This window comes from Cellulosimicrobium cellulans (assembly GCF_007679345.1).
GTDB lineage: Bacteria > Actinomycetota > Actinomycetes > Actinomycetales > Cellulomonadaceae > Cellulomonas > Cellulomonas cellulans_A.
Genome location: NZ_VEGH01000011.1, coordinates 88,923 through 114,587, shown reverse-complemented (window position 1 = coordinate 114,587; position 25,665 = coordinate 88,923). Strand labels below are relative to the sequence as shown.

24 protein-coding genes are annotated in these 25,665 nt (G+C 76.1%); 7 read left to right on the top strand and 17 right to left on the bottom strand.

The genetic code is table 11. The annotated features are described in order from the left end of the window. Nucleotide 1: 1 nt before the first annotated feature. From pfkB to FS882_RS15120, 4 genes are all read right to left on the bottom strand, one after another. Complete coding sequence (pfkB, locus tag FS882_RS15135; protein ID WP_158374123.1) at nt 2–958, bottom strand: 1-phosphofructokinase; 957 nt, start codon at nt 956–958, stop codon at nt 2–4. Then, on the bottom strand, nt 955–1,716 hold the full coding sequence (locus FS882_RS15130) for a DeoR/GlpR family DNA-binding transcription regulator (RefSeq protein WP_158374121.1): 762 nt from the start codon (nt 1,714–1,716) through the stop codon (nt 955–957). The genes pfkB and FS882_RS15130 overlap by 4 nt, the downstream gene beginning before the upstream one ends. 268 nt (nt 1,717–1,984) lie before the next feature. Next, on the bottom strand, nt 1,985–3,109 hold the full coding sequence (locus FS882_RS15125; RefSeq protein WP_158374119.1) for a GuaB3 family IMP dehydrogenase-related protein: 1,125 nt from the start codon (nt 3,107–3,109) through the stop codon (nt 1,985–1,987). 105 nt (nt 3,110–3,214) lie between these two features. Further along, nucleotides 3,215–3,769 (bottom strand): type 1 glutamine amidotransferase domain-containing protein, encoded by a 555-nt coding sequence (locus FS882_RS15120; RefSeq protein ID WP_158374117.1) that lies wholly within the window; start codon nt 3,767–3,769, stop codon nt 3,215–3,217. Nucleotides 3,770–3,931: 162 nt separating this feature from the next. On the opposite strand from FS882_RS15120, the gene FS882_RS15115 reads away from it, so the two are divergent. Both FS882_RS15115 and FS882_RS15110 read left to right on the top strand, forming a co-directional pair. Next, on the top strand, nt 3,932–4,891 hold the full coding sequence (locus FS882_RS15115; RefSeq protein ID WP_158374115.1) for an exonuclease domain-containing protein: 960 nt from the start codon (nt 3,932–3,934) through the stop codon (nt 4,889–4,891). Nucleotides 4,892–5,023: 132 nt separating this feature from the next. Further along, nucleotides 5,024–6,613 (top strand): helix-turn-helix domain-containing protein, encoded by a 1,590-nt coding sequence (locus FS882_RS15110; protein ID WP_158374202.1) that lies wholly within the window; start codon nt 5,024–5,026, stop codon nt 6,611–6,613. Nucleotides 6,614–6,683: 70 nt separating this feature from the next. Here FS882_RS15110 and guaB read toward each other — a convergent pair whose 3' ends face one another. The 3 genes from guaB to FS882_RS21410 all read right to left on the bottom strand — a co-directional run bounded on the left by guaB (nt 6,684) and on the right by FS882_RS21410 (nt 10,372). Continuing rightward, nucleotides 6,684–8,213 carry an IMP dehydrogenase gene (gene guaB / locus FS882_RS15105; RefSeq protein WP_158374113.1) on the bottom strand — a complete coding sequence of 510 codons (1,530 nt, stop codon included), beginning with the start codon at nt 8,211–8,213 and terminating at the stop codon, nt 6,684–6,686. A gap of 90 nt (nt 8,214–8,303) precedes the next feature. After that, complete coding sequence (locus tag FS882_RS15100; protein WP_158374111.1) at nt 8,304–8,996, bottom strand: response regulator transcription factor; 693 nt, start codon at nt 8,994–8,996, stop codon at nt 8,304–8,306. 101 nt (nt 8,997–9,097) lie between these two features. Beyond that, nucleotides 9,098–10,372, bottom strand: coding sequence for a MerR family transcriptional regulator (locus FS882_RS21410; protein ID WP_158374109.1), 1,275 nt, complete (start codon nt 10,370–10,372; stop codon nt 9,098–9,100). Between the two features lie 343 nt (nt 10,373–10,715). Between FS882_RS21410 and FS882_RS15090 the strand changes: the two genes are divergently transcribed. Beyond that, nucleotides 10,716–11,018: a WhiB family transcriptional regulator gene (locus FS882_RS15090; RefSeq protein ID WP_147794312.1), complete on the top strand. Its 303-nt coding sequence runs from the start codon at nt 10,716–10,718 to the stop codon at nt 11,016–11,018. A gap of 421 nt (nt 11,019–11,439) precedes the next feature. Here the strand turns inward: FS882_RS15090 and groES are convergent, their stop codons facing one another. Further along, a complete protein-coding gene (gene groES, locus FS882_RS15085; RefSeq protein WP_122149810.1) occupies nt 11,440–11,736 on the bottom strand; it encodes a co-chaperone GroES in 297 nt (98 codons plus the stop codon). A 250-nt stretch (nt 11,737–11,986) separates the two neighbouring features. On the opposite strand from groES, the gene FS882_RS15080 reads away from it, so the two are divergent. Beyond that, nucleotides 11,987–13,186, top strand: coding sequence for a class I SAM-dependent methyltransferase (locus tag FS882_RS15080; RefSeq protein WP_158374107.1), 1,200 nt, complete (start codon nt 11,987–11,989; stop codon nt 13,184–13,186). After that, on the top strand, nt 13,183–14,331 hold the full coding sequence (locus tag FS882_RS15075; RefSeq protein ID WP_158374105.1) for a glutamate--cysteine ligase: 1,149 nt from the start codon (nt 13,183–13,185) through the stop codon (nt 14,329–14,331). The genes FS882_RS15080 and FS882_RS15075 overlap by 4 nt, the downstream gene beginning before the upstream one ends. Before the next feature lie 18 nt (nt 14,332–14,349). On the opposite strand, the gene tsaD is transcribed toward FS882_RS15075, so the two are convergent. Further along, nucleotides 14,350–15,408: a tRNA (adenosine(37)-N6)-threonylcarbamoyltransferase complex transferase subunit TsaD gene (gene tsaD, locus FS882_RS15070; RefSeq protein ID WP_158374103.1), complete on the bottom strand. Its 1,059-nt coding sequence runs from the start codon at nt 15,406–15,408 to the stop codon at nt 14,350–14,352. Between the two features lie 128 nt (nt 15,409–15,536). On the opposite strand from tsaD, the gene FS882_RS15065 reads away from it, so the two are divergent. After that, nucleotides 15,537–16,184 carry a malonic semialdehyde reductase gene (locus FS882_RS15065; RefSeq protein WP_158374101.1) on the top strand — a complete coding sequence of 216 codons (648 nt, stop codon included), beginning with the start codon at nt 15,537–15,539 and terminating at the stop codon, nt 16,182–16,184. Nucleotides 16,185–16,340: 156 nt separating this feature from the next. On the opposite strand, the gene rimI is transcribed toward FS882_RS15065, so the two are convergent. The 6 genes from rimI to FS882_RS15035 all read right to left on the bottom strand — a co-directional run bounded on the left by rimI (nt 16,341) and on the right by FS882_RS15035 (nt 22,055). Next, nucleotides 16,341–16,913 carry a ribosomal protein S18-alanine N-acetyltransferase gene (rimI, locus tag FS882_RS15060; RefSeq protein ID WP_262348327.1) on the bottom strand — a complete coding sequence of 191 codons (573 nt, stop codon included), beginning with the start codon at nt 16,911–16,913 and terminating at the stop codon, nt 16,341–16,343. Beyond that, nucleotides 16,910–17,629, bottom strand: coding sequence for a tRNA (adenosine(37)-N6)-threonylcarbamoyltransferase complex dimerization subunit type 1 TsaB (gene tsaB / locus FS882_RS15055; protein WP_158374099.1), 720 nt, complete (start codon nt 17,627–17,629; stop codon nt 16,910–16,912). The genes rimI and tsaB overlap by 4 nt, the downstream gene beginning before the upstream one ends. 64 nt (nt 17,630–17,693) lie before the next feature. Next, nucleotides 17,694–18,314 carry a tRNA (adenosine(37)-N6)-threonylcarbamoyltransferase complex ATPase subunit type 1 TsaE gene (gene tsaE, locus FS882_RS15050; protein WP_262348326.1) on the bottom strand — a complete coding sequence of 207 codons (621 nt, stop codon included), beginning with the start codon at nt 18,312–18,314 and terminating at the stop codon, nt 17,694–17,696. Then, nucleotides 18,311–19,510, bottom strand: a complete 1,200-nt coding sequence (gene alr / locus FS882_RS15045; RefSeq protein WP_158374097.1) for an alanine racemase — start codon at nt 19,508–19,510, stop codon at nt 18,311–18,313. Before alr ends, tsaE begins: the two co-directional genes overlap by 4 nt. Before the next feature lie 129 nt (nt 19,511–19,639). Next, a complete protein-coding gene (locus FS882_RS15040; protein WP_158374196.1) occupies nt 19,640–20,260 on the bottom strand; it encodes a nucleoside/nucleotide kinase family protein in 621 nt (206 codons plus the stop codon). 169 nt (nt 20,261–20,429) lie between these two features. Beyond that, a complete protein-coding gene (locus tag FS882_RS15035; protein WP_158374095.1) occupies nt 20,430–22,055 on the bottom strand; it encodes a bifunctional ADP-dependent NAD(P)H-hydrate dehydratase/NAD(P)H-hydrate epimerase in 1,626 nt (541 codons plus the stop codon). Between the two features lie 110 nt (nt 22,056–22,165). Here FS882_RS15035 and FS882_RS15030 point away from each other — a divergent pair, with 110 nt between their 5' ends. Next, a complete protein-coding gene (locus tag FS882_RS15030; RefSeq protein WP_158374093.1) occupies nt 22,166–23,152 on the top strand; it encodes an LLM class F420-dependent oxidoreductase in 987 nt (328 codons plus the stop codon). Nucleotides 23,153–23,317: 165 nt separating this feature from the next. Here FS882_RS15030 and FS882_RS15025 read toward each other — a convergent pair whose 3' ends face one another. Together FS882_RS15025 and glmS are read right to left on the bottom strand one after the other, a co-directional pair. Further along, the gene (locus tag FS882_RS15025) at nt 23,318–23,671 is read right to left on the bottom strand and encodes a holo-ACP synthase (protein WP_154729343.1); all 354 of its coding nucleotides are present in this window, start codon (nt 23,669–23,671) and stop codon (nt 23,318–23,320) included. 46 nt (nt 23,672–23,717) lie between these two features. Next, on the bottom strand, nt 23,718–25,571 hold the full coding sequence (glmS, locus tag FS882_RS15020) for a glutamine--fructose-6-phosphate transaminase (isomerizing) (protein ID WP_158374092.1): 1,854 nt from the start codon (nt 25,569–25,571) through the stop codon (nt 23,718–23,720). Nucleotides 25,572–25,665: the final 94 nt, after the last annotated feature.

The following is a 25,665-nucleotide window of genomic DNA, read 5'->3' as shown; positions in this document are numbered from 1 at the left end:
GTCACAGCTCCTTCAGGGCGAGGGCGGGGTCGGGGTCGGCCACCAGGGCGACCTCGTCGGGACGGACGTCGGACGGGCGCGGGACGGCGCTGCCCGGGAGCAGGACGGCGGCGCGGCCCCAGGCGACCGCGCGGCGCAGCCGGTCCGGGGGCGGGCCGTCGGCCGCGAGGTAGCCGGCGAGGGTCGAGTCCCCCGCGCCGACCGTGGACACGGGCAGCAGGCCGGGGCCGCCGGCCCACCAGGAGCCGCCGTCGGTGACGAGCAGCGCGCCGTGCGCGCCGAGGCTGACCAGGACCGCGGCCGTGCCGAGCGCCTGGACCTCGCGGGCCGCGGCGAGGACGTCGCCCACGGTGGTCAGCTCGTGGCCGGCGAGCTCGGCCAGCTCCTCGTCGTTGGGCTTCACCAGCGCGAGCCCGCCGTGCCGGACCGCGGCGGCGAACGGCGCGCCGGAGGTGTCCAGCACGACGGGCACGCCGTGCCGGGCGCCGAGATCGGCCACGGCGGTGAAGAAGTCGTCGTCCAGCCCGGCCGGCAGGCTGCCCGCGGCGACCACGGCGGTCGCGCCCGCGAGCTCGGACTCCACCGCCGCGAGCAGGGCGGCGACCTCGTCCGGGGCGAGCGCGGCGCCGGGGGCGTTGATCTTGGTGGTCGCCCCGCTCGACTCGGTCAGGGTGATGTTGGACCGGGTGTCCCCCGCCACGGGCACCGGCCGGGCGTCGACGCCCTGGGCCGCGAGCAGCGCCACGACCTGCGCGCCGTCGGCGCCGCCGGACGGCATGACCGCGCGGGACGCGACGCCGTGCGCCGCGAGCGCCCGGGACACGTTGATGCCCTTGCCGCCGGGGTGCAGGTGGGTGGCCGCGGCGCGGTTCACCTCGCCGACCGCCAGGCGCTCCAGGTGCAGGGCGCGGTCCAGGCTGGGGTTCGGGGTCAGGGTCACGACCCGGGGGGCGGTCACGCGCGCACCACCCGCGGGCCGGCGGCCTCGACCTCGTCCGCGAGCTCGGGCAGCACGCCCGAGTCGGTGACCAGCGTGTCCACCTGCTCGAGCGGGGCCACGTGGGCGAAGTCCGCGCGGCCGAGCTTGGTGTGGTCCGCGAGCACCACCGTGCGCCGGGCCGCCGTCACCAGCGCCCGCTTCACCGCGGCCTCCGCGAGGTCCGGGGTCGTGAGGCCGTGCTCGACGCTCAGGCCGTTGGTGCCCAGGAACGCCGTGTCGACGTGGATGTCCGCGAGCTCGCGCAGCGCCCAGGTGCCGACCGCGGCGAGCGTCCGGCCCCGGACCGTCCCGCCGACCAGGTGCAGCGTGATGCCGGGCCGGGTGGCGAGCACCGTGGCGACCGGGAGCGCGTGCGTGACCACGGTCAGCTCGCGGTCGGTGGGCAGCAGCTCCGCGAGCCGCACCGTCGTGGTGCCCGCGTCCAGGATGATCGCGCCGCCGGCCGGCAGCTCCTCCAGCGCGGCCTTGGCGATGCGGTCCTTCTCCCCCGACAGCAGGCCCTCGCGCTGCGCGAGCCCGGGCTCGAAGCCGAGCTGCTCGACCGGGATCGCGCCGCCGTGCACCCGGCGGACCAGGCCGTGCCGCTCCAGGACCGTGAGGTCGCGGCGCACCGTCTCCGGCGTGACGTCCAGGGTGGTCGCGAGCGAGGCGACGTCCACGCGCCCGTCCCGTCGCGCGGCGGCCAGGATCTGCTGCTGGCGCTCCGTTGCGTACACGTCGCCTCCGTCGGTTCCGGTCCTCGTCCCGCAGGGGGCCCGGGTGCCGGGAGGGCCCGGCGCTGGGCTTGCTGCGCGACCCAGCATGCCCCACTCGGACACCGAAACGCAAGCAATCAAACCGACTCGGACTCAAACACGAACCAAACGGGCATCCGGACCTGTCCGGGCCCCGGGACGCCAAGACAGGAGACGAGTGGAGCCCGGAGACGGCCGAGGGCCGCGACCCCCTCGGGGTCGCGGCCCTCGGCGCGCGCGGGTGCCGGCGTCAGCGCGGCTGGTACGGGGAGACCACGATCTCCACGCGCTGGAACTCCTTGAGGTCCGAGTACCCGGTGGTCGCCATCGCGCGGCGCAGGGCGCCGATGAGGTTGAGCGAGCCGTCGGCGGTGTGGCCCGGGCCGAACAGCACCTGGTCGAGCGTCCCGGCCTGGCCGACCTGCACCCGCTCGCCGCGCGGCAGGTGCGGGTGGTGCGCCTCCGGGCCCCAGTGCCAGCCCCGGCCGGGGGCGTCCGTGGCGCGGGCCAGCGCGGCGCCCAGCATGACGGCGTCCGCGCCGCAGGCGATCGCCTTGACCAGGTCCCCGGACCGGCCCACGCCGCCGTCGGCGATGACGTGCACGTACCGGCCGCCGGACTCGTCGAGGTAGTCCCGGCGCGCGGCCGCGACGTCCGCCACCGCGGTGGCCATCGGGGCGTGGATGCCGAGCGACACCCGGGTGGTGTGCGCCGCGCCGCCGCCGAAGCCGACCAGCACGCCCGCCGCGCCCGTGCGCATGAGGTGCAGCGCCGCGGTGTAGGTGGACGCGCCGCCGACGATCACCGGCACGTCGAGCTCGTAGATGAACCGCTTGAGGTTGAGCGGCTCCGCGCGGCCGGACACGTGCTCGGCCGACACGGTGGTGCCCCGGATGACGAACAGGTCGACGCCCGCGTCGACGACGTCCTTCCAGAACTCCTGGGTCCGCTGCGGCGACAGCGCGCCGGCGACCGTGACGCCCGCGTCGCGCACCTCGCCGACCCGGCGACGGATCAGCTCCGGCTGGATCGGGGCGGAGTAGATCTCCTGCATCCGGGCGGTGGCCTCGCCGGCCGGCAGCTGGGCGATCTGCGCCAGCAGGGGCTCCGGGTCCTCGTACCGGGTCCACAGGCCCTCGAGGTCGAGGACGCCGAGCCCGCCCGCGCGACCCAGCGCGACCGCGGTCGCGGGGCTCATCACGGAGTCCATCGGCGCCGCCAGCACCGGCAGGTCGAAGTGGTACGCGTCGATCTGCCAGCCGACGGACACCTCCTCGGGGTCCCGGGTGCGCCGGGAGGGCACCACGGCGACGTCGTCGAAGGAGAATGCGCGCCGTCCCCGCTTGCCGCGGCCGATCTCGATCTCGTTGCTCACCGGGACAGGCTACCGGCGCGGGCGCACGACGCGGGCCCCGCCGCGACGTGCGACGGGGCCCGCGTGGGTGGCGGCGCCGGGGCGCCGCGACGAGGAGGACCGGGCTCAGCCCGCGACCGCGTCGACCACCGCGGCGCTGAACGCCGGCAGGTCGTCGGGGTTCCGCGACGTGATGAGCGTGGACCCGCCCACCTGGGACACGACGACCTCCTGGTCCACCCAGGTGGCGCCCGCGTTGCGCAGGTCGGTGGCCAGGCTCGGGTAGGACGTGAGCGTGACGCCGTCCACCACGCCGGCCTCGATGAGCGTCCACGGCCCGTGGCAGATGGCCGCGACGGGCTTCCCCGCGCCGAGCACGGCCTTCACCAGCGCCTGCGCGTCCTCCTGGGTGCGGAGCGTGTCGGCGTTCACGGTGCCGCCCGGGATGACGAGCGCGTCGATCTCGTCCGCGGACACCTGGTCCAGCGTGCGGTCGACCGGGTACTCGCCGCCCGGGTCGAGGTCGTTGTTGACGGCGCGGACGGTGCCCGCCTCGGCGGACACGAGGACGGGGGTGCCGCCCTCGTCGGCGACGGCCTGCCAGGGCGTCGTGAGCTCGGGCTCCTCGATGCCCTTGTCACTGGTGAGGAACGCGACGGTACGGCCGGTCAGGCGAGCCATGACGACTCCTTCCGTGAGGGGTCCCCGCGGTCCGCGGGGTCTGCCTCCACCCTCACCCGGACGGCCGCCGCCCGCATCCGGGCCCCGCCACACGCCGCGCGGGGTCCCCGGGAGCGTCGGTGGCCGGTGCGATGCTGGCGGCGCAGGAAGGAGAGCGACGCGATGACCTGGACCGACGGGCCGCTGCTGGGGTTCGACACCGAGACCACCGGCGTGGACACCGACCACGACCGCATCGTGACGGCCGCGCTGGTCCGCCGGGACCGGGACGGGACGCACGTGCGCACCTGGCTGGTCGACCCCGGCGTCGAGATCCCCGAGGGCGCCAGCGCGATCCACGGCATCAGCACCGAGCACGCCCGCGCGCACGGCGTCGAGCCGCGCGGCGCCCTGGACGAGATCGCGGGCACCATCGCCGACGCGGTGCGCGAGGGGATCCCGGTCGTGGCCTACAACGCGTCCTTCGACCTGTGCCTGCTGGAGGCCGAGCTGCGCCGGCACGACCTGCCGACCGTGGAGGACCGCCTCGGCGGCGAGCTGCGCCCGGTCATCGACCCGCTCGTGCTGGACCGCGCCGAGGACCGGTACCGGTCCGGCAAGCGCAAGCTCGTCGACCTGTGCGGCGTCTACCAGGTGGTGGACACCGGCAGCCTGCACACCGCCGACGTGGACGTGGTCGCGACCCTCGACGTGCTCGAGCGGATCGTCGGGCGGTTCCCGCACCTGGGCGACCTCGACCTGGTCTCGCTGCACGACTACCAGGTGACCGCGCACCGGGCGTGGGCCGAGGCGTTCAACGCCTGGCGCACGGAGCGCGGGCACACCGGGCCGGGTGCCGAGTCGACCTGGCCGAGCCGGGCGGCGTCGCGGGCGGCAGCCGCCGCGGGGGCACCGGGGACCGGCACGCCGCTGGAGCCCCTGCCGGCGCCGCAGCCCGCCGCCGCGGCCGCGCCCGTCGCCGCCGCGCCCGCGCCGAACCTCGCCGCCCGGGTCACCGGACGGATCGCCACGCAGCCCGCGCTCCCCGTCCGCGTGACCCCGGAGCCCGTCGCGATCCGGCACGACCCGGCCCGCGACCGCCGGTTCGCCGGCCGGCCGATCCAGGACACCCTGATCGCCTGACCTGCGCCATCGGCGCGATCCGCAACACCGGTCATGAGGTCGGGATCAGCCGCACGGACAGCCGCGCACACGATCTCCCCATCCGGAGGGGTGCCGATATCTCATCCATGAGTTAGCGTCGTCGTCGTGACCATGACCAACCCGACGACCGGAGCCGTCCCGACGGTGACCTCGTCCCTCCCCGTCGTCACCCCGACCCTCCCCGAGCAGCTGGCCCACGTGGGCTCGCTCGTCCGGTCCGCGCGCCGCCACCGCGGCCTGACGCAGACCCAGCTCGCCGAGCTCCTCGGCACCAGCCAGTCCGCCGTGCACCGCATCGAGCAGGGCGCGCAGAACCTCAGCCTCGACATGCTGACCCGGATCGGCGCCGCGCTCGACTCCCCGATCGTCACCCTCGGCGGCCCGCAGCACACGCACCTGCGGGTGCGGGGCGGCGCCCAGCTGTCCGGGCGGCTCGACGTGAACACGTCCAAGAACGGCGCGGTCGCCCTGCTCTGCGCCTCGCTGCTCAACCGCGGCACCACGCGGCTCAAGAACGTCGCGCGGATCGTGGAGGTCGACCGGATCGTCGACGTGCTGCGGTCCGTCGGCGTGCGCGCCACCTGGTCCGCCGACGGCCGCGACCTCGAGATCGTCGTCCCGAAGGACCTCGACCTCGAGGCCATCGACGTCGACGCCGCCCGCCGCACCCGGTCGATCATCATGTTCTTCGGCCCGCTGCTCGGCCAGCACGACGAGTTCCGGCTGCCGTACGCCGGCGGCTGCGACCTCGGCTCCCGCACCGTCGAGCCGCACATGATCGCGCTGCGCCCGTTCGGCCTGTCCGTCACCGCCAGCGGCGGCCGCTACCTGGCCCGCGTGTCCGACCCCGGCACCGAGAACCTGTCGATCGTGCTCACCGAGCGCGGCGACACCGTGACCGAGAACGCGCTCATGGCCGCGGCCCGCCGCCCGGGCGTCACCACCATCCGCAACGCCAGCCCGAACTACATGGTCCAGGACCTGTGCTTCTACCTCGAGCTGCTGGGCGTCCGCGTCGAGGGCATCGGCACCACCACCCTGCGCGTGCACGGCAAGTCCGACATCGACGCCGACGTGGAGTACGCGGTGTCCGAGGACCCGGTCGAGGCGATGAGCCTGCTGACCGCCGGCATCGTCACCGGGTCGGAGATCACGGTCGGCCGGGTGCCGATCGAGTTCATGGAGATCGAGCTCGCGACCCTGTCGGAGATGGGCCAGCGCTACACGCTGTCCGAGGAGTACACCGCGCACAACGGCCGCACGCGGCTCGTCGACATCACGGTGCACCCGAGCGAGCTGCGCGCGCCGCTGGACAAGATCCACCCGATGCCGTTCCCCGGCCTCAACATCGACAACCTGCCGTTCTTCGCGGTGATCGCCGCGTGCGCGACCGGGTCGACGCTGGTGCACGACTGGGTCTACGAGGGCCGGGCGATCCACCTGACCGACCTCACCCGGCTCGGCGCCGACGTGCGGCTGCTCGACGCGCACCGGCTGCAGGTGTCCGGCCCGACCCGCTGGTCCGGCGCCGAGGTGTCCTGCCCGCCGGCCCTGCGCCCCGCGGTCGTCATCCTGCTCGCCATGCTGGCGGCGAAGGGCGAGAGCGTGCTGCGCAACGTCGACATCATCGCCCGCGGCTACGAGGGCCTGCAGGAGCGGCTCGTCGAGCTCGGCGCGCAGATCGAGACGTTCCGGGACTGACACCCGGACGCGGAAGGGGCCGGGTGCGATCCGCACCCGGCCCCTCCTGCGTGTCTCAGCGCACCGTGCGTCAGCGCACCGTGTAGTTCGGCGACTCCGAGATCATCTGCACGTCGTGCGGGTGCGACTCCTTGAGCCCCGCCGGCGTGATCCGGACGAACTTCCCCCGCTGCTGCAGCTGCGGGATCGTGCGCGCGCCGACGTAGAACATCGACTGGTGCAGGCCGCCGACCAGCTGGTGCGCCACCGCCGCGAGCGGGCCGCGGTACGGGACCTGGCCCTCGATGCCCTCGGTGATGATCTCGTCGTCGGTCAGGTCGCCCTGGAAGTACCGGTCCTTCGAGTACGACCGGCGGTCGCCGCGGCTCTGCATCGCGCCGAGCGACGCCATGCCGCGGTAGCGCTTGAACTGCTTGCCGTTGACGAACACCAGGTCGCCCGGCGACTCGTCGCAGCCGGCGATGAGCCCGCCGACCATGACGCTGTCCGCACCGGCCACGAGGGCCTTGGCGATGTCGCCCGAGTACTGCAGGCCGCCGTCGGCGATCACCGGGACGCCCGCGGGCTTCGCGGCCAGCGAGGCCTCGTAGACCGCGGTGACCTGCGGCACGCCGACGCCGGCGACGACGCGGGTGGTGCAGATCGAGCCCGGGCCCACGCCGACCTTGACCGCGTCCACGCCCGCGTCGACCAGCGCCTGCGCGCCCTCGCGGGTCGCGATGTTGCCGCCGATGACCTGGACGTGCCGCGTGCCCGGGTCGGACTTGATGCGGCGGACCATGTCGAGCATGAGCCGGGCGTGGCCGTTCGCGGTGTCGACGACGAGCGCGTCCACGCCGGCCTCGACGAGCGCGGACACGCGGTCCCAGGCGTCCCCGAAGAAGCCGACGGCCGCGGCGACGACCAGGCGGCCGCTCGCGTCCTTCGTGGCCATCGGGTACTGCTCGGACTTCACGAAGTCCTTGACGGTGATGAGGCCCTGCAGGCGGCCGTCCGCGTCGACCAGCGGCAGCTTCTCGACCTTGTGCTTGCCGAGCAGCGCCGCGGCGTCGTCGTTCGAGATGCCGACCGGGCCGGTGACCAGCGGCATCGACGTCATCGTGTCGCGCACCCGGCGGGTGGTGAACTCCGCCGGCGGCACGAACCGCAGGTCGCGGTTGGTGATGATGCCCAGCAGGCGGCGGTCGTCGTCCACGACCGGCAGGCCGGACACGCGGTACTTGGCGCAGAGCGCGTCGAGCTCGGCCAGCGTCGCGTCGGGGCCCACGGTCACCGGGTCGGAGACCATGCCGGACTCGGAGCGCTTCACCAGGTCGACCTGGTGGGCCTGCGCCTCGATCGACAGGTTGCGGTGCAGGACGCCGATGCCGCCCTGGCGCGCGAGGGCGATGGCCATGCGCGACTCGGTGACGGTGTCCATCGCGGCGGACACCAGCGGGATCGACAGGGAGATCTCACGCGTGAGCCGGGTCGTGGTGTCGACCTCGCTCGGGATGACGTCGGTCTCGCCCGGGAGGAGCAGGACGTCGTCGTAGGTGAGACCGATGAAGCCGAACGGGTCGGCAGGCGCGGCGGATCCAGGGGTACCCAGGTCGGTCATCCACCCATGATACGGCCGCCCCGCGCGCCTCCAGGCGCCCGCCGGGGTGACCTGCGCGACGCACCCGCGGGGGTGGCGCCGCGCCCGCAGTCAGCGGATGAGGCCCCGGCGCAGCCCGATCGCCACGGCCTGCGCGCGGTCGGCGGCGCCGAGCTTGCGGAACAGCCGGCGGGCGTGGGTCTTGATGGTGTCCTCGGACAGGAACAGCTCCTGGCCGATCTGCGCGTTCGACCGGCCGTTGCTCATGCCGACCAGCACCTCGACCTCGCGCTTGGTCAGCGAGACCTCGTCGCGGGCGGTGGCCTGCGCGGGCAGCTCGACCCGGGTGACGACCGGCGTCGGCGCGCTCGCCACGGCACCGTGGCCGTGCGCCGTGAGGCCGTCGTGCGGCACCGCGCCGGGCGCACCGGGGATGCCCGGGCTCGCGAGGATGTGCGCCGCCACCGCGGCGAGCTCCGCGCGGCCCACGTCGGGCGCCAGGTAGCCGCGGGCGCCGAGCGCGATGGCCCGGTCGAGCGCGATCTCGTCGCCGGGCACCGCCAGCATCACGACCGTGGACTGGGAGGGGACCGCGCGCAGCCGGCGGATCGCCTCCACGGGGCCCGGGGTGGGCAGGTGCGCGTCGAGCAGCACGATGGTCGGCGGGACGCGCCGGGCCAGCGTGATCAGCTCGTCCACGGACGCGGCCGCGCGCACCGGGGCCAGTGCGGGCACCCCGAGTGCCGTCAGGACGATGCGCTCCCGCACCGCCGTCGATCCGTGGCACACCACGACGCCCGCCATCGACCTCCGCCTTCCGCCTGTGCCAGGACCCTGGCGGATCCGGCTTCCTTCCTGTATCGGCCGGATCCGGCCCGACGTTAGCGTCCAGGAAGACCCAGGTGTCAGGCGCAGACGGCCAGCACCTCGTGCACCAGGCCCGGCACCGTGCGCACCCGGTGCACCTGGCGACCGAGCGGGACCTCCCCCGCGGCCTCGTCGGGGACCATCACGAACACCGGCAGCTCCGCGTGCGCCTCGGCCACCGCGTCGACGAGCCCCAGGTCGGGGGCCGTCTGCTCGCTCAGGAGCACCACCGCCGACGGCGACGTCATGGCCGCGATCTCGAGCAGCCGGTGCCGGCCCGTGGGGCCCGCGACCACGCGTGCGTCGACGCCGGCGTCGGCCAGCGCGCCCGCGAGGACGTGCAGCGACAGCGGCCGGGGTTCACCCGGTGCGGCGAGCAGCAGGACGATCCGGCGGCGCGACGGGTGCCGCGGGACGCGGCCGGAGCGGTCCCGGAGCACCGCGAGCGCCGCGGCGGCGACGAGCGCGTCGGGCTCGTCCCCGGGGCGGGCGAGCACCGTGCGGGACGCGATGCCGGCGCGGGCGGGCGCGACCAGGTCGGACCACCAGCGGACCAGGTCCCCGCCCACCGGGATCGCCAGCAGGCGGGCGACCTCGGCGGCGTCGGCGCGCAGCGCGGCGTCGATGACCGAGGTCGGGGTGGCGGGCCGGGGCGGGCGCGCCCCCCGGCCGCCCGGGGCGGCGGGCGCTGCGGCCCCCGGGGACGGGGCCCGGCGCGGGTCGGCGGCCGCCGCGTCCTCGCGGGCGCGCGCGTCGGGAACGGCGGCGAGGTGGCGGACCGCGCCGGCGGATGCGCGCGGGTCGTCCGTCGCGGCGGCGGTGCCGGTGGGCCCGGTGCCGTCCGCAGCGGCACCGGCATCGGGCGCGGCGCCCCCCGTGGCGTCGGCACCGGCACCGGCACCGGCACCGGCTCCGCCGACCCGGTCCGCCGATCCGCCGGTCGCGGCGTGGCCGGCACGCGAGCCGTCGTGCCCGTGCGGCACGTCCGGCTCGAGCAGCGGGACCGGGGCGCCCTCGCGTGCCAACCGGGCGGCGTCGGCGGGCGGCACGCCGTCCAGCGTCAGCGAGCGCATCGTCATCAGCCGCGCCAGGTCCGCCGTGCTGTACCGGCGGTGCGCGCCCGCCGTGTGCTCGGACGGGCCGAGTCCGTAGCGGCGGTCCCAGGTGCGCAGCGTGGCGGGGGCGACCCCGAGGCGCGCGGCGACGGCGGCGACGGTGAGGATCGGCCCGTCGAGCTCGACCGGCTCGGTGGCGCGGTCGCCGGGGCCCCGCCCGGCGTCGCCGGTCGGCTCCTCGTCCTCGCTGTGCTGCATCTCGTCCGTCTCGTCCTCGCCGTCGGTCCCGCGGCTCGCCCTCGATTGTGCCGGGGATCTGGCGCGGTTTCCAGCGCGCACCGGGCGGACCGCGCCAGCACCGCGGACCCGACGACGCCAACCGCGCCACGAACCGCGCCAGCGCTGGTGGGCGCCCTGAAGCGTTTGACGACGAACCGATTCGCGACACGGTCTTGAACAACTACTGGCGCGGTTGTACTGTCCTCATCAGTGCAGTTCAGCCGACGCACCAGGGACCTCGGTCCCAGAACGCTCGTCGGTCGGACCGCCCCCCGCACGTCATCAGAACGGCGCCACCGCGCCGAGTGGATGGAGGACCCCCATGGCCGAGATCTCCCGCCTCCCGGGACCCGTGATGGAGCTCTGGGAGTGGCAGTACGAGGGTGCCTGCCGCGACGCCGACCAGGACCTGTTCTTCCACCCCGAGGGCGAGCGGGGCGCAGCGCGTCGGCGCCGCGCCGAGGCGGCCAAGGCCATCTGCGCCACCTGCCCCGTCATCAACGAGTGCCGCGAGCAGTCGCTCGCGGTCCGGGAGCCGTACGGCGTCTGGGGCGGCCTGTCCGAGGACGAGCGCACCGCCGTCCTCGCCGAGCGCGCCGGCCGGACGACCCACCAGGCGATCTGAGCCACGAGGCGGCCGAGCCGCCCGGCGGCCTGGGCGCCGCCACCTGAAGCGTGGCGACCGAGCGCGGTGCGACACCGCGCGGTCGCCGTCCACGAGCGACGGGGCCCCTCCGCATGCGGAGGGGCCCCGTCGTGCTGTCCGGCCCGCCCGGCCCGCCCGGCCCCCGGCCGACCGGCCGCCCGCGGGTCGGCGCGGTCGACCGTCGCGGGGGGTACCCGACACGTCGAGCGGGTACCCGCCGACCACCCCCTCGGCGCGTCGACCACCCCCTCGGCGGAGCCCCTGCAGCACGGGCGGCGCCTCGGCGCCGGCTACCGCGTCGCGATCGGACCGCCCCCGCCGGGGACGACGAAGGCCCCCTCCGTCCGCGGAGGGGGCCTTCGTCGTCACGACCGCCGGCCCCACGGGCCGGCGGGGGGCGTCACTTGGTGACGACCGCCAGGATGTCGCGCGCGGAGAGGATGAGGTACTCCTCGCCGTCGTACTTGACCTCGGTGCCGCCGTACTTGCTGTAGATGACCTTGTCACCGACCGCCACGTCGAGCGGGACGCGGTTGCCGTTGTCGTCGATGCGACCCGGACCCACGGCCAGGACCTCGCCCTCCTGGGGCTTCTCCTTGGCGCTGTCCGGGATGACCAGACCGGAGGCGGTCGTCTGCTCCGCCTCGAGCGTCTTGACGACGATCCGGTCCTCGAGCGGCTTGATGGAGACCGACACAGCGGACCTCCCCTTCGCGTGTGAGTGCTGCCTGATGTCCGTTGTCGCCCCGTCGGTCCTGCCGTCGTCGCGGGTGCCGGCCGACCTGCGGTGCGCTGGCACTCCCACGAGGAGAGTGCCGATCAGCACTCTAGGAACCCGTTAGCACTCGGTCAAGGCGAGTGCCAACGTCCGGGGGGTCCGCGTCACATCCGTCCGCCCTCGTCGCGCTGGCGGACGCCGGGCCGTGGCGCCGTGCGAGGATCGCGGGATGGACGCGTCCGGCCTCGCCAAGCTGCTCAGCCCCGAGGGCTGGGCCCTGCTGTCCGCCCTCCCCCCGTACGACGAGCGGCACGCGATGGCCCTGTCCGAGCGGCTGCGCAAGGACGGCTTCGACGCCGACCTGGTCGCCGCCGCCCTGACCCAGTCGCGGCTGCGCGCGAAGGCGCACGACAAGCTCGGCGAGTTCGCCGACGGCATGCTGTTCACCCCCGCGGGCCTGGAGCAGGCGACCCGGCTGGTCGTCGCCGCCCGGCACGCCCGCCGGTACGCGGCCGCCGGCGTCACCCGGGTCGCCGACCTGACCTCCGGCCTCGGTGCCGACGCGATGGCGTTCGCGGGGGTCGGTCTGCGGGTGCTCGCGGTCGACGCCGACGAGACCACCGCCGCCCTGGCGACGATCAACCTGCGCGCGTTCCCCGAGGCCGAGGTCCGGCACGGCGACGGCCTGGCGGTCGACCTCGCCGCCGAGGGCGTGGACGGCGTGTACGCCGACCCCGCGCGCCGGACGTCGGGCGGCAGCCGGGTGTTCGACCCCGCGGCGTACGCCCCGCCGCTGGACGACGTCCTCGCCCTGCGCGAGCGCGTGCCCGCCCTGGGCCTCAAGCTCGGCCCGGGCGTGCCGCACAGCGCCCTGCCGGACGACGCCGAAGCGCAGTGGGTGTCGGTGGACGGCGACGTCGTGGAGCTCGGCCTGTGGTTCGGTCCGCTCGCCCCCGAGGGCCCGGGCCGGTCCGCCCTGCTGCTGGGTGCCGGCGGTGGGTCCGCCGTGCTGCGCGCCGCCGCCGAGCGCACCCGGGCCGAGGTCGGGCCCGTCGGCGCCTACCTCTACGAGCCCGACGGCGCCGTGATCCGCGCCGGGCTCGTCGCCGAGGTCGCCGCCGAGGTGCAGGGACGGCTCGTGGACAGCACGATCGCCTACGTGACCTCCGACGCGCTGCACGCGACCCCGTTCGCCACGGCCTACCGCGTGCTCGACACCCTGCCGTTCGGCCTCAAGCGGCTCCGGGCCTACCTGCGCGAGCGCGGGGTCGGGTCGCTGACGATCAAGAAGCGCGGCACCGCCGTCGTCCCCGAGCAGCTGCGCCGCCAGCTCGACCTCCGGGGCACCGCTGCCGCCACGATCGTGCTCACCCGCGTCGCCGGCCAGCAGCAGGTGCTGCTCGTCGAGCCCGTCGGCGCCGCCGCGTGACCACCCCGGCCCGGCTGCCGTTCGCGCGGTCCGAGCGGTCGACCGTCGGCATCGAGTGGGAGCTCGCGCTCGTCGACGCCGACTCCGGGGACCTGCGCCAGGTCGCCAGCACCGTCCTCGACGCCGTCCGCCCCGCGGGCGCGGCCGAGCACCCGGCGATCAAGCAGGAGCTGCTGCTCAACACCGTCGAGGTCGTGTCCGGCGTCTGCCGCACGGTCGGCGAGGCGGGGGCGGACCTGCAGCGGGCGATCGACGAGGTGCGGACCGTCACCGACCCGCTGCGCGTCGAGCTGATGAGCGCGGGCACGCACCCGTTCGCCCGCTGGGCCCAGCAGAAGGTCACGGACAAGCAGCGGTACGCCACCCTGATCGACCGGACGCAGTGGTGGGGCCGGCAGATGCTGATCTACGGCGTGCACGTGCACGTCGGCGTCGAGGACCGGGACAAGGTGCTGCCGATCTCCCGCGCCCTGCTGACCACGTTCGCGCACCTGCAGTCGCTCTCCGCGTCCAGCCCGTTCTGGGGCGGCAAGGACACCGGGTACGCGTCGAACCGCGCGCTCATGTTCCAGCAGCTGCCGACCGCCGGGCTGCCCTTCCCGTTCGAGCGCTGGGACCAGCTCGAGGTCTACGTCGGCGACATGCTGCACACCGGGGTCATCGACGCGTTCGACGAGGTGCGCTGGGACGTCCGCCCGTCGCCGCGGTTCGGCACCATCGAGGCCCGGATCTGCGACGGCTCCCCCAGCCTGCTCGAGGTGACGGCGCTCGCCGCCCTGACGCACTGCCTCGTCGAGCACTTCTCGACCCTGCTCGACCGCGGCCAGGAGCTGCCCACCATCCCGCCGTGGTTCGCGCAGGAGAACAAGTGGCGCTCCGCGCGCTACGGCATGGACGCCATCATCATCACGAACGCGGCCGGCGACGAGGAGCTCGTGACCGACGCCGTCGCGCGGCTGCTGGTCGACCTGGAGCCGGTCGCCGAGCGGCTGGGCTGCGCGGCCGAGCTCGACGCCGTCCGGGTCATCCTGCGCAAGGGCGCGTCCTACCAGCGGCAGCGCGCCGTGGCCCGGCGGAACGCGGGCGAGCTCGACGCCGTGGTCGCGTCGCTGGTCGCGGAGATGCGGGCGGGCCGGCCGCTCTGACGCCGTCGGGCGCGCGACTCAGACCGTGACGGTCTCCAGCGGCATCGTGGAGTCGACGCCGATCGCGAAGTCCGACGCCGGCAGCCCGCGACGCACGACCGCGGCGCCCAGCGCGGCGATCATCGCGCCGTTGTCCGTGCAGTACTTGATCGGCGGGATGCGCAGGTCGATCCCCGCCGCGGCGCACCGCTCGGCGGCCATGTCCCGCAGCTGGGAGTTCGCGGAGAACCCGCCGCCGACCACCAGGGTGTCGACGCCGTGCTCCCGGCAGGCCGCGATCGTCTTGGCCGTGAGCACGTCGGCCACCGACGCCGCGAACGACGCGGACACGTCCTCGAGCGGGATGGGCTCGCCGGCGTCCTCGCGCGCCTCGACCCAGCGGGCCACGGCGGTCTTCAGGCCGGAGAACGAGAAGTCGTACGCGTGCTCCGCCTGGTCCTTCGCCGCGGTGAGGCCGCGCGGGAACCGGATGGCCGTCGGGTCGCCCTCGCGCGCCAGCCGGTCGATGTGCGGGCCACCGGGGTAGGGCAGCCCGAGCAGCCGGCCGACCTTGTCGAACGCCTCCCCCGCCGCGTCGTCGAGCGTGGAGCCGAGCTCGCGCACCCCGGTCACGACGTCGTCGATCAGCAGCAGGCTGGAGTGCCCGCCGGACACGACGAGCGCCATGACCCGGTCGGGGAACAGGCCGTGCACCAGCTCGTCGACGGCGGCGTGGCCGATGACGTGGTTCACGCCGTACAGCGGCTTGCCGAGGCCGTACGCGAGCGCCTTCGCGGCGGCCGTGCCGACGGTGAGCGAGCCGACGAGGCCGGGCCCGGCGGTGACCGCGACCGCGTCGACGTCCGCGAGGGTGACCCCCGCCGTGCCGAGCGCGCGCTCGATCGTCGGGATCATCGCCTCGAGGTGGGCGCGGGAGGCGATCTCGGGGATGATCCCGCCGAACCGAGCGTGCTCGTCCATGGAGGACGCGACGGCGTCGACCAGGAGCTCGCTGCGGTCGGCGTGGGCGCGGACCAGGGCGACCCCGGTCTCGTCGCAGGACGTCTCGATCCCCAGGACGAGGGGCGCTTCAGGCATGCCCCCGAGTCTAGGCCGCGCGCCGCGGTCCCCTCGCGCGGGCGGCTCCCGTCGCGCGTGCGGACGGTGTGACACGGTTCACGCAGGCAACAGGGATGACCTCGTAGATGTTGCGCATTCAACGGATCATGAGCATCGACACCGCACCGTCGTCCGCCGCCGCCGACCTCCGCGTCCCGCAGGAGATCGTGGACCTGGTGTTCCGGGACGCCCGCACCGTCAACACGTTCACCGACGGCGAGGTCACCGACGAGCAGGTCCGCGCCGTCTGGGACGTCGTCCGCTGGGGCCCGACCGCGATGAACTCGCTGCCGCTGCGCCTGCTGCTCGTCCGCTCGGGCGAGGGCCGTGAGCGCCTCGTCGAGCACATGAACGAGGGCAACAAGGCCAAGACCCGGCGCGCCCCGCTCAGCATCGTCGTGGCCGCCGACGTCGACTTCCACGAGCAGCTGCCCCGCCTGGCGCCGCACATGGCCGGCGCCCGGGACAACTTCGCCGGCATGGAGGACGTCCGCGCCCGGATGTCCCGCGACAACGCCTTCCTGCAGGCGGGCTACCTGATCGTGGGCCTGCGGGCCGCCGGGCTGCACGTCGGGCCGATGACCGGCTTCGACGCGCCCGGCCTGGACGCCGACCTGCTGGCCGGCTCGGGCTGGCGCTCGATCATGGTGCTGAACGTGGGCAGCGCACCGCAGGACGTCGAGGGCTTCGGCATGCCGGCCTCGCACCCGCGCCAGGGCCGCCTCGACTTCGAGGACGTCGCCCGCACGGTCTGACGACGCGCGCCGCCCGCCGCACGCCGCCCGCCTCGCCGGGCGGCCGCGCACGAGGGCCCCGCACCGGTTCGTCCGGGCGGGGCCCTCGTCGCGTCGGGGACCCGGCAGCCCGCGCGCCGGGTGCGGCGCAGCGGGGCGGGAGCGGGCGACGCCGCGTCAGGCCTTGCGGCGCATCGTCCAGGCGTCGACGTTCTCGGGCTGGTAGTACCCCTTGCGCCGGCCGAACCGCTCGAAGCCCGCCCGCTCGTACAGCCGGAGCGCCGGCTCGTTGTCGACCCGCACCTCCAGCAGCACGTCGCCCGCGCCGAGCTCGCGCGCGTGGTCGAGCAGCGCGTCCAGCAGCATCCGGCCGACCCCGCGGCCCTGCGCGTCCGGGCGGGTGCCGACGGTCATCACCTGGCCGTCGTAGCCGTCGAACCACAGGCCCGCGTAGCCGACCAGCTCGCCCGACGCGCGGTCCTGCGCGCCGACGTACCAGCGGCCGGGGCCGGTGATCTCCTCGGCCAGCGACGCCCGGGACCAGGCGCCCCCGCCGAACAGCGCCTCCTCCATGTCCTCGAGCGCGTCGAGGTCGGCGTCGACCAGCGGCCGGAGCAGGACGTCGGCGGTGCGGCCGTCCGGGGCGGGGCGCCGCGCGGCGTCGTCCGGCGGGGCCGCACCCGGCTCGGCCGCGCCGCTCGCGACGGCGGCCGTCGCGTCCGCCGCCGCGTCGTCCCCGGGCGACGTCACGCCCGCGCCCGCTTCGCGGCGGCGGGCGGCACCGCGTCCGGGCGGCGCAGGTACAGCGGCTCGGTCGGCAGCACCAGGCCCTCGCCGCCGGCCGCGAGCCGGGCGAGCGCGACGCGCGCCAGGTCCGCCGCGTCGACCGCGTCGGGGGTGCCGGGCACCGGCGGCAGGAGCTCCGGGTACAGCGCGGTGCCGGGGCCCACCAGCAGCAGGCCGTCGAGGCCCTGCTCCGCCACGGCCGCCGGGGTCGCGACGCCCGGACCCTCGACCGCCTCGACGGACGGCTCCGTCCCGGTGCCGACCACGGCGCGGTACCGGGCCCAGTAGACCTCCTTGCGCCGGGCGTCGGCGACCACGAGCACGTCCCGGCCGTCGAGGTCGGGGCCGGCCCCCGACGCCGCGCGGGCGACCGTCGCCAGCGCCAGCGCGTCGAGCGACGACACCCCGTGGACGGGGACGCCGAGCGCCAGGCCGAGCGTGCGCGCCGTGACGAGGCCGACGCGCAGCCCGGTGAACGGCGCCGGCCCGGTGCCCGCGACGACCGCGGTCAGGTCCGTGCGGGCGACGCCCGCCTCGGCCAGCACCTCGTCGAGCAGCGGGGTCAGGGTCTCCGCGTGCCGGCGGGACTCGCCGGTCGACCGGGTGGCCAGGGTGCGGCCCGCGTCGTCGACGACGGCGGCGGACGCGGCGGCGGAGGTGTCGAGGGCGAGGACGGGCACCGGTGGGATTCCTTCGGGTCGGGGGTCAGCGGGTGGGCGTCCGGGCGCGCGGCCCGGGCGCGGGTCAGGCCGGCGGGGCGGGGGGCGCGGCGGGGGCGGCGGACGGCGCGGCAGGCGCGGCGGGCGCACCGGGCAGCGCGACGCCGCGCCACCGCTCGCCCCGGGCGCGGACGGTCACGGTCCGCACCCCCGCGGCGGCGTCCTCGGCGTGCTCCGCGTGCGGCGAGGCGCCGGCGGCGTCGGCGCCCCGGGGGCGGCGCAGGGCCACCTCCAGGCGGTCGTCGGCCAGCGACTCGACCAGGCCCTCGCCCCACTCGACGACGGTCACCGACTCGTCCAGCGAGGTGTCCAGGTCGAGCGCGTCGACCTCGTCCAGCGAGCCCAGCCGGTAGGCGTCGACGTGCACCAGGGTCGGCCCGGTCGCGCCGTCGGCGCGCGGGAGCGGCGGGTGCACCCGCGCGATGACGAACGTCGGCGACGCCACCGCGCCGCGCACGCCCAGCCCCGTGCCGATCCCCTGGGTCAGCGTGGTCTTGCCCGCGCCGAGGTCGCCGGTGAGTACCACCAGGTCGCCCGCCCGCAGCAGCCCCGCGAGCGCCTCGCCGTACGCGCGGGTCGCGTCCGCGTCCGCCAGGTCCACCGTCGTCTCGGCCACCGTCGCGGTCGCCCCGTCCTGCTCGCTCACGCCACTCCCTCCGCGACGCGCTCCACGTCGCTCGCCGGGGCCTCCCGGTCGCCGTCCACGTACACCCGCGGCACCCGGGCACCGAGCCGGGTCACGATCTCGTAGCTGATGGTGGCCGCCGCGTCCGCCCAGTCCTGGGCCGTCGGGCCGCCGTCCGCACCGGTGCCGAAGAGGACCACGCGGTCGCCCGCCTGCTCCGTCGCCCCCGGCCCGAGGTCCACCATCACCTGGTCCATGCAGACCCGCCCGGCGATCGCCAGGCGCCGCCCGCCCACGCCGAGGGGGGCGCCCGGGGCACCGTCCTGCCCGGAGGCGTGCCGCGGCACCCCGTCCGCGTAGCCGAGCGGCACGACCCCGACCACCGTGTCCCGCGGCGTCACGTAGTGGTGGCCGTAGGACACGCCGTGCCCCGCCGGCAGCCGCTTGACGTTCGCCAGCTCGGCCTCGACCGTCATCGCCGGCACCAGGCCGAACCGCTCCGGCCCGCCGAGCTGCGGGACGGGGGTCAGCCCGTACAGCGCGATGCCCGGGCGCACCAGGTCGAGGTGCAGCTCCGGGTCGGTCAGCGTGGACGCCGAGGCGGCGATGTGCCGGACCTCGAACCGGGCGCCGCGGGCCTCGGCGTCCGCGGCCGCGGCGCGCAGGACGTCGCCCTGCGCGTGCAGGCTCGGGTGCCCGGGCTCGTCGGCGAACGCCAGGTGCGACCAGATGCCGACCAGCCGGACCGCGCCCTCGACCTCGAGCCGCAGCGCCTCGTCGACGACCGCCGGCAGGTCCGCCGGCGTCAGGCCGTTGCGGCCGAGGCCGGTGTCGACCTTCACGTGGATCCGGGCCGTGCGGCCGGTGGCGCGCGCGGCGTCGGCGACCTCGCGCAGCGCCCAGGGGGCGGCGACCGACAGGTCGACGTCGGCGGCCACGGCCTCCGCCAGCGGGGCGCCGGGGGCGTACAGCCAGGTCAGCACCCGGGCGGTGACGCCGCCCGCGCGCAGGGCCAGCGCCTCGGACACCTGCGCCACGCCGAGCCAGGTCGCGCCGCCCGCCACCGCGGCCCGCGCGACGGGCAGCAGGCCGTGGCCGTACGCATCGGCCTTCACGACCGCCATGAGCTGCGCCGTCGGGGCGAGGTCGCCCAGGGCCCGCGCGTTGGCACGCACGGCCCCGAGGTCCACGACCGCCCGCGCGGGAAAGCTGCTCACGTCCCCAGTCTCCCACCGGCGCACGGGTGCCTCGCGCGCGGGCGCGCTGGCGGGTCCTCGTCCGGGTCCGGTTCCGCGTCCGGGTCCGGGTCCGCGCGAGGGCGTGCGCGTGCGGCGGGCCGTCCCGGGTCAGTCGACCGTCACCACCGCGTCGGCGCGGGCGCGGGTCGCCGCGACCAGGTCGGCGTTGCGCTGGTCCGGGCCGTGCGTCCAGGCGTACGCGGCGGCCGGCGGCTTGCCGAACAGCTCGTGCCGGGCGACCAGCCGCTCGGCCCGCACCTCCTCCGGCAGGTCGACGAACCAGCACGCGTCCAGGAGGTCGCGGACCGGCGCGAACCCGTGCTGGTCCAGCAGCAGGTAGTTGCCCTCGGTGATGACCAGCGGGACGTCGGCGGGCACCGGGATCGCCCCGGCCACACCGTTGCGCAGGTCGCGGCGGTACTCGGGCGCGTACACCGTCTCCCCCGGCACCGGCTCGCGCAGCCGGCGCAGCAGCGCCACGTAGCCCGCCGCGTCGAAGGTGTCCGGTGCGCCTTTGCGGTCGGCGCGGCCGAGCCGCTCGAGCTCGGTCTGCGCGAGGTGGAACCCGTCCATCGGCACCACCACGCAGCGGCCGGGGAACGCCGCGAGGACCTGCGCGCTCAGCGTCGACTTCCCCGCGCCGGGCGCGCCCGCGATGCCGAGCAGCCGGCGGGGCGGCGCGCCGGCCCCCGCGGGCGCGTCCAGCAGCGCGGCCACCCGCGCCCGCAGGTCGTCGCGGAGCGGGGCATCCGCCGCGGGGGTGCGGGGCCGCAGGCCGTCGGGGCCGGCGTCGTGCGGGCCGGGCGCGCCGGGGCGAGCGTGCGTGCCGGGGCGGTCGGGGGCGACGCGGCGGTCGGGCGTGCCGGGGCGGTCGGGGGCGACGGCGTCGTCGCGGGTGTCAGCCACGGAGCAACCCTGCCACGGTCGCCGGGACCGCGTGCGCGACGCCCAGCGCGGTGACCGGCCCACCCGGCACCGCGACGTCGGCGGCCCGCCCGTGCACCAGCGCCGCGGCGGCCGCGAGCGCCGCGGCCAGCGGCGGGTCGTCCAGCACGTCGGCGGCCCGGCCCGCGAGCAGCGCGCCCAGCACCCCGGCGAGCACGTCGCCCGACCCCGCGGTGGCGAGCCACCCGGGGGCGTCCGCCTGCGCGTACACGGCGTCCCCGGCCCCCACGACCACGGTCGTCGAGCCCTTGAGCAGCACCGTCGCCCCGGTGAGCTCGTGTGCCCGGCGCGCCCAGCGCAGCGGCTCCGCCTCCACCGCGGACCGCGGCACCTCCTCGCCGAACCGCCCGAGCAGCGCCGCGAGCTCGCCGGCGTGCGGGGTCAGCACGCACCACGGTGCGAGGTCCCGGGGCGCCAGGGCCAGCGCGCCCGCGTCGAGCACCGCCGGCAGACCCGCCGCGAGCGCCGCGTGCAGCGCGGCCGTCAGCCGGCGCGCCTGCTTGGCGTGCCCCGGGGTGACGCCCGGGCCGAGCAGCCAGGCCTGCACCCGGCCCTCTCCGGCCACGACCTCCGGCCGGACGGCGAGCACGGACCGCGCGACCGAGGACGGCCCCACGTACCGCACCATCCCGACGCCCGCGAGCGCCGCCGCGGACACCGTCAGCACCGCCGCACCCGGGTAGGCCGGTGTCCCCGCGACGACCCCGAGCACCCCGCGGCTGTACTTGTGGTCCTCCGGGCCCGGCACCGGCCACAGCGCGGCGACGTCCGCCGGCGCCAGGCGCGCGACGGACGGGCGCTCCGGCAGCGGCAGGCCGAGGTCGACGACCTCGACCCGGCCCGCCCGCCGCGACGCCGGGGGCAGCAGCAGCCCGGGCTTGGCCGCCCCGAACGTCACCGTCAGCCCGGCGGGCAGCACCGGGCCGTCCGGGAGCGCGCCGTCGTCCACGCCGACACCGCTCGGCAGGTCCACCGCGACCACCAGCGGGCCGCCGCCGGCCTCGGCCGCACCCCGGGGACCGCCGCCCGCCGCACCCGCGTCCTCGGCGTCGAGCAGGTCGGCGAGCAGCCCCGCCAGCAGCCCCGCCACCCCGCGGGGCGCGCCGCGGCCCCCGATGCCGAGCAGGGCGTCGAGGACCACGTCGGCGGCGTACGCCTCGGCGACGGCGTCGCCCAGCCACACGCCGGGCAGGGTCGTCGGCGCGGCTCCCGGGACCAGGTCGCCCGCGCCGCGCGACTCGTCCCCCGCCCCGGGGTCGACCGCCCGCACGGCGCGCCCGCCTGCCGCGAGCAGCGCCGCCAGGCCCTCCGCGTGCGGCGTGCCCGTCGCGCACACGGCGAGCACCCGCACCCCGCGCCGCGCGAGCGACGCCCCGGCGTGCAGCGCGTCACCGCCGTTGTTCCCCGACCCGACGAGCGCCACCACCGTCGCGCCGCTCACCTGCCCGCGCCGGTCGGCGAGCTCGGCGCCGACCCGCGACGCGAGCGCCGACGCAGCCCGCTGCATCAGCGGGACCCCCTGCGCGAGCAGCGGCTCCTCCGCCGCGCGGACCTCGGCCGCCGTGTACCCCAGGATCATGCGTCCATCCTGGCGGAGCCGGGCGGACCCCGCCCACCCGTGCGCCGGCAGCCCGTCCACCCGCGCACGGCGACCGGCGCTCCGCCGCGCGCGGGGATAGGTTGCGGCTCATGCGCTTCGGACTCTTCATCCCCCAGGGCTGGCGGCAGGACCTCACGGGCATCGACGCCCGCGACCACTGGTCCGTCATGAGCGGCCTCGCGACCCACGCCGACCAGGGCGACGCCTTCGACTCGATCTGGGTCTACGACCACTTCCACGCGGTGCCCGAGCCGAACGGCGAGGCCACCCACGAGGCCTGGAGCCTCATGAACGCCTACGCGGCGACCACGAGCCGCGTCACGCTCGGCCAGATGTGCACCTGCATGGCGTACCGGAACCCGGCCTACCTCGCGAAGGTCGCGGCGACGGCCGACATCATCTCCGGCGGCCGCGTCCAGATGGGCATCGGCGCCGGCTGGTACGAGCACGAGTGGCGCGCCTACGGCTACGGCTTCCCGAAGCCGGGCGAGCGGATCGCCATGCTCGACGAGGGCGTGCAGATCATGAAGCAGCTCTGGACCAACGGCGTCGCGACGCTCGACGGGCGGCACTACCAGGTCGACGGCGCGCAGCTCGCCCCGCTCCCCCTGCAGGTCGACGGCCCTCCGCTGTGGATCGCCGGTGGCGGCGAGCGCAAGACCCTGCGCGTCGCGGCCGAGCACGCGGCGTACACGAACTTCGACGGCACCCCCGCCGGTTTCGCGCACAAGAGCCGGGTCCTGCAGGAGCACTGCGCCGCGATCGGCCGGAACTACGACGAGATCACGCGCTCGGCCAACTACAACGTCGTCATCGGCGCGACGGAGGCGGAGGTGGACGACCGCATCGCCTGGATCGAGGAGCACTACGCCCGCACCGTCCCGGACCAGGCCCCCGAGGTCGCCGAGGAGTTCCGCCGCGGCCCCCTCGTCGGCACCCCGGAGCAGATCGTCGAGAAGCTCACCGAGCTCCGCGCCCTGGGCATGACGTACGCGATCACGTACTTCGCGGAGGCCGCCTACGACCGCTCCGGCATCGAGCTCTTCGAGCGCGAGGTCGTGCCGGCCCTGCGCTGAGCACGCCGCACGCCGCACGCCGCACGCCGAGTCTGCGCAACCGGATGCGACGGGACGACGTCCCGCAGTCCGCTGCCGCAGACTCGGCGAGCGCGCGGGTGCGCGTGCGGCGAGCGCGCGAGCGCGCGTGCGCGCGTGCGGCGAGCGCGCGGGTGCGTGCGCGGGTCAGTCGGTCTCCGCGACGACCATCGCCGACGCGATGCCGGCGTCGTGGCTCAGGGAGAGGTGGAAGCGGGTGACGCCGCGGGCCGCCGCGGCCGCCGCGACGGTGCCCGTCACCTCGACCACCGGCTGCTCGCCCCGCACCCGGCGCACGGTCGCGTCCTGCCAGGACATGCCCGCCGGGGCGCCGAGCGACTTCGCGATCGCCTCCTTGGCGGCGAACCGCGCGGCCAGCGACGCCGGCGGCAGCGCCCGCTCCTCCGGGGTGAACAGGCGCTCGCGCAGGGCGGGCACCCGCTCGACCGTCGCGAGGAACCGGGCGACGTCCACGACGTCGATCCCGACGCCGACGATCACGCGGGCACCCGGCCGGTCAGGGCGGCGGCCGGTGCCGCAGCCGCGGTCACTCGACCGTGACCGACTTCGCCAGGTTCCGCGGCTGGTCCACGTCCAGGCCGCGGGCCGTGGCGAGCTCGCACGCGAAGATCTGCAGCGGCACGACCGACAGCAGCGGCGCGAGCAGCGTCGGGCTCTGCGGGACGTAGAACACCTCGTCGGCGTACGCGCGCACCGCCTCGTCGCCGTCCTCCGCGATCACCAGCGTGCGGGCGCCGCGCGCGCGGATCTCCTGGATGTTGGAGACGACCTTCGAGTGCAGCGAGTCGCGGCCGCGCGGGCTCGGCACGATGACGAACACCGGCTGGCCGGGCTCGATCAGCGCGATCGGGCCGTGCTTCAGCTCGCCCGCCGCGAAGCCCTCGGCGTGGATGTACGCGATCTCCTTGAGCTTGAGCGCGCCCTCCAGGGCCACCGGGAAGCCGACGTGCCGGCCGAGGAACAGCACCGACGACGTGTCCGCCATCCACCGGGCGATCTCCCGCACCCGGCCCGAGCGGTCCAGCACGTCCTGGATCTTCTCCGGCATGGCGCGCAGGTCGTCGAGGATCTCGGCGATCTCGTCCGCGAACTTGTTGCCCCGCAGCTGGGCCAGGTAGAGGCCGAGCAGGTAGGCCGCGGTGATCTGGGCGAGGAACGCCTTGGTCGACGCGACAGCGACCTCCGGGCCCGCGTGCGTGTAGAGCACCGCGTCGGACTCGCGCGGGATGGTGGACCCGTGGGTGTTGCAGATCGCCAGCACCTTGGCACCCTGCTCGCGGGCGTGCCGGACGGCCATCAGCGTGTCCATGGTCTCGCCGGACTGCGAGATCGCCACGACGAGCGTCCGCTCGGTCAGGATCGGGTCCCGGTACCGGAACTCGTGCGCCAGCTCGACCTCGACGGGGATGCGGCACCAGTGCTCGATGGCGTACTTGGCGACGTGGCCGGAGTAGGCGGCCGTGCCGCAGGCGATCACGATGATCTTGTCGACCGACCGCAGCACCGACTCGGAGATCTTGAGGTCGTCGAGCACCAGGCGCCCGTGGGTGTCCGTGCGGCCCAGCAGGGTGTCCTGCACGGCCTGCGGCTGGTCCGCGATCTCCTTCTCCATGAAGGAGCGGAAGCCGCCCTTCTCCGCCGCGGCGGCGTCCCAGTCGATCGTGTACTCGCGCCCCTCGGCGGGGTTGCCGTCGAAGTCCGTGACGGTGACCGAGCGCGGCGTGATGACCACGACCTGGTCCTGCGCCAGCTCCAGCGCGCGGCGGGTCTCCGCGATGAACGCGGCCACGTCCGAGCCGAGGTAGTTCGCACCGTCGCCGAGCCCCACGACCAGCGGGGAGTCGTGCCGCGCGCCGACCACGGTGTCCGGGTGGTCCTCGTGCACCGCGAGCAGCGTGAACGTGCCGTGCAGCCGGCGGACCACCTGGCGCATGGCGTCGCCCAGGTCCTTCACCTCGGCGTACGCGCGGGACAGCAGGTGCGCGACGACCTCGGTGTCCGTCTCGGAGAGCAGCTCGGCGCCGTCGGCCAGCAGCTCCTCCTTGAGCACGGCGAAGTTCTCGACGATGCCGTTGTGGATCAGCGCGAGGCCGCCCGCGACGTGCGGGTGCGCGTTGACGTCGGTCGGGCCGCCGTGGGTCGCCCACCGGGTGTGGCCGATGCCCGCGGTCGCGCCCGGCAGCGGACGCTCCTCCAGGAGCCCCGTCAGGTTGACGAGCTTGCCGGCCTTCTTGGCCGTGGCCAGGCCCTCCGGGGTGACGAGGGCGACGCCCGCCGAGTCGTACCCGCGGTACTCGAGGCGACGCAGGCCCTCCAGGACGACCCCGAGCGGTCGGCCGTCCGGCCCATGGTCACCGACATACCCGACGATTCCACACATGGGCGGGAGTCTAGCCGCGGCCGGGACGGCACCGCCGCGGCGCAGGTCACGTCGCCGCCGCGCCCCGCCCGAGCGGGCGGGAGCCGCCGGATCG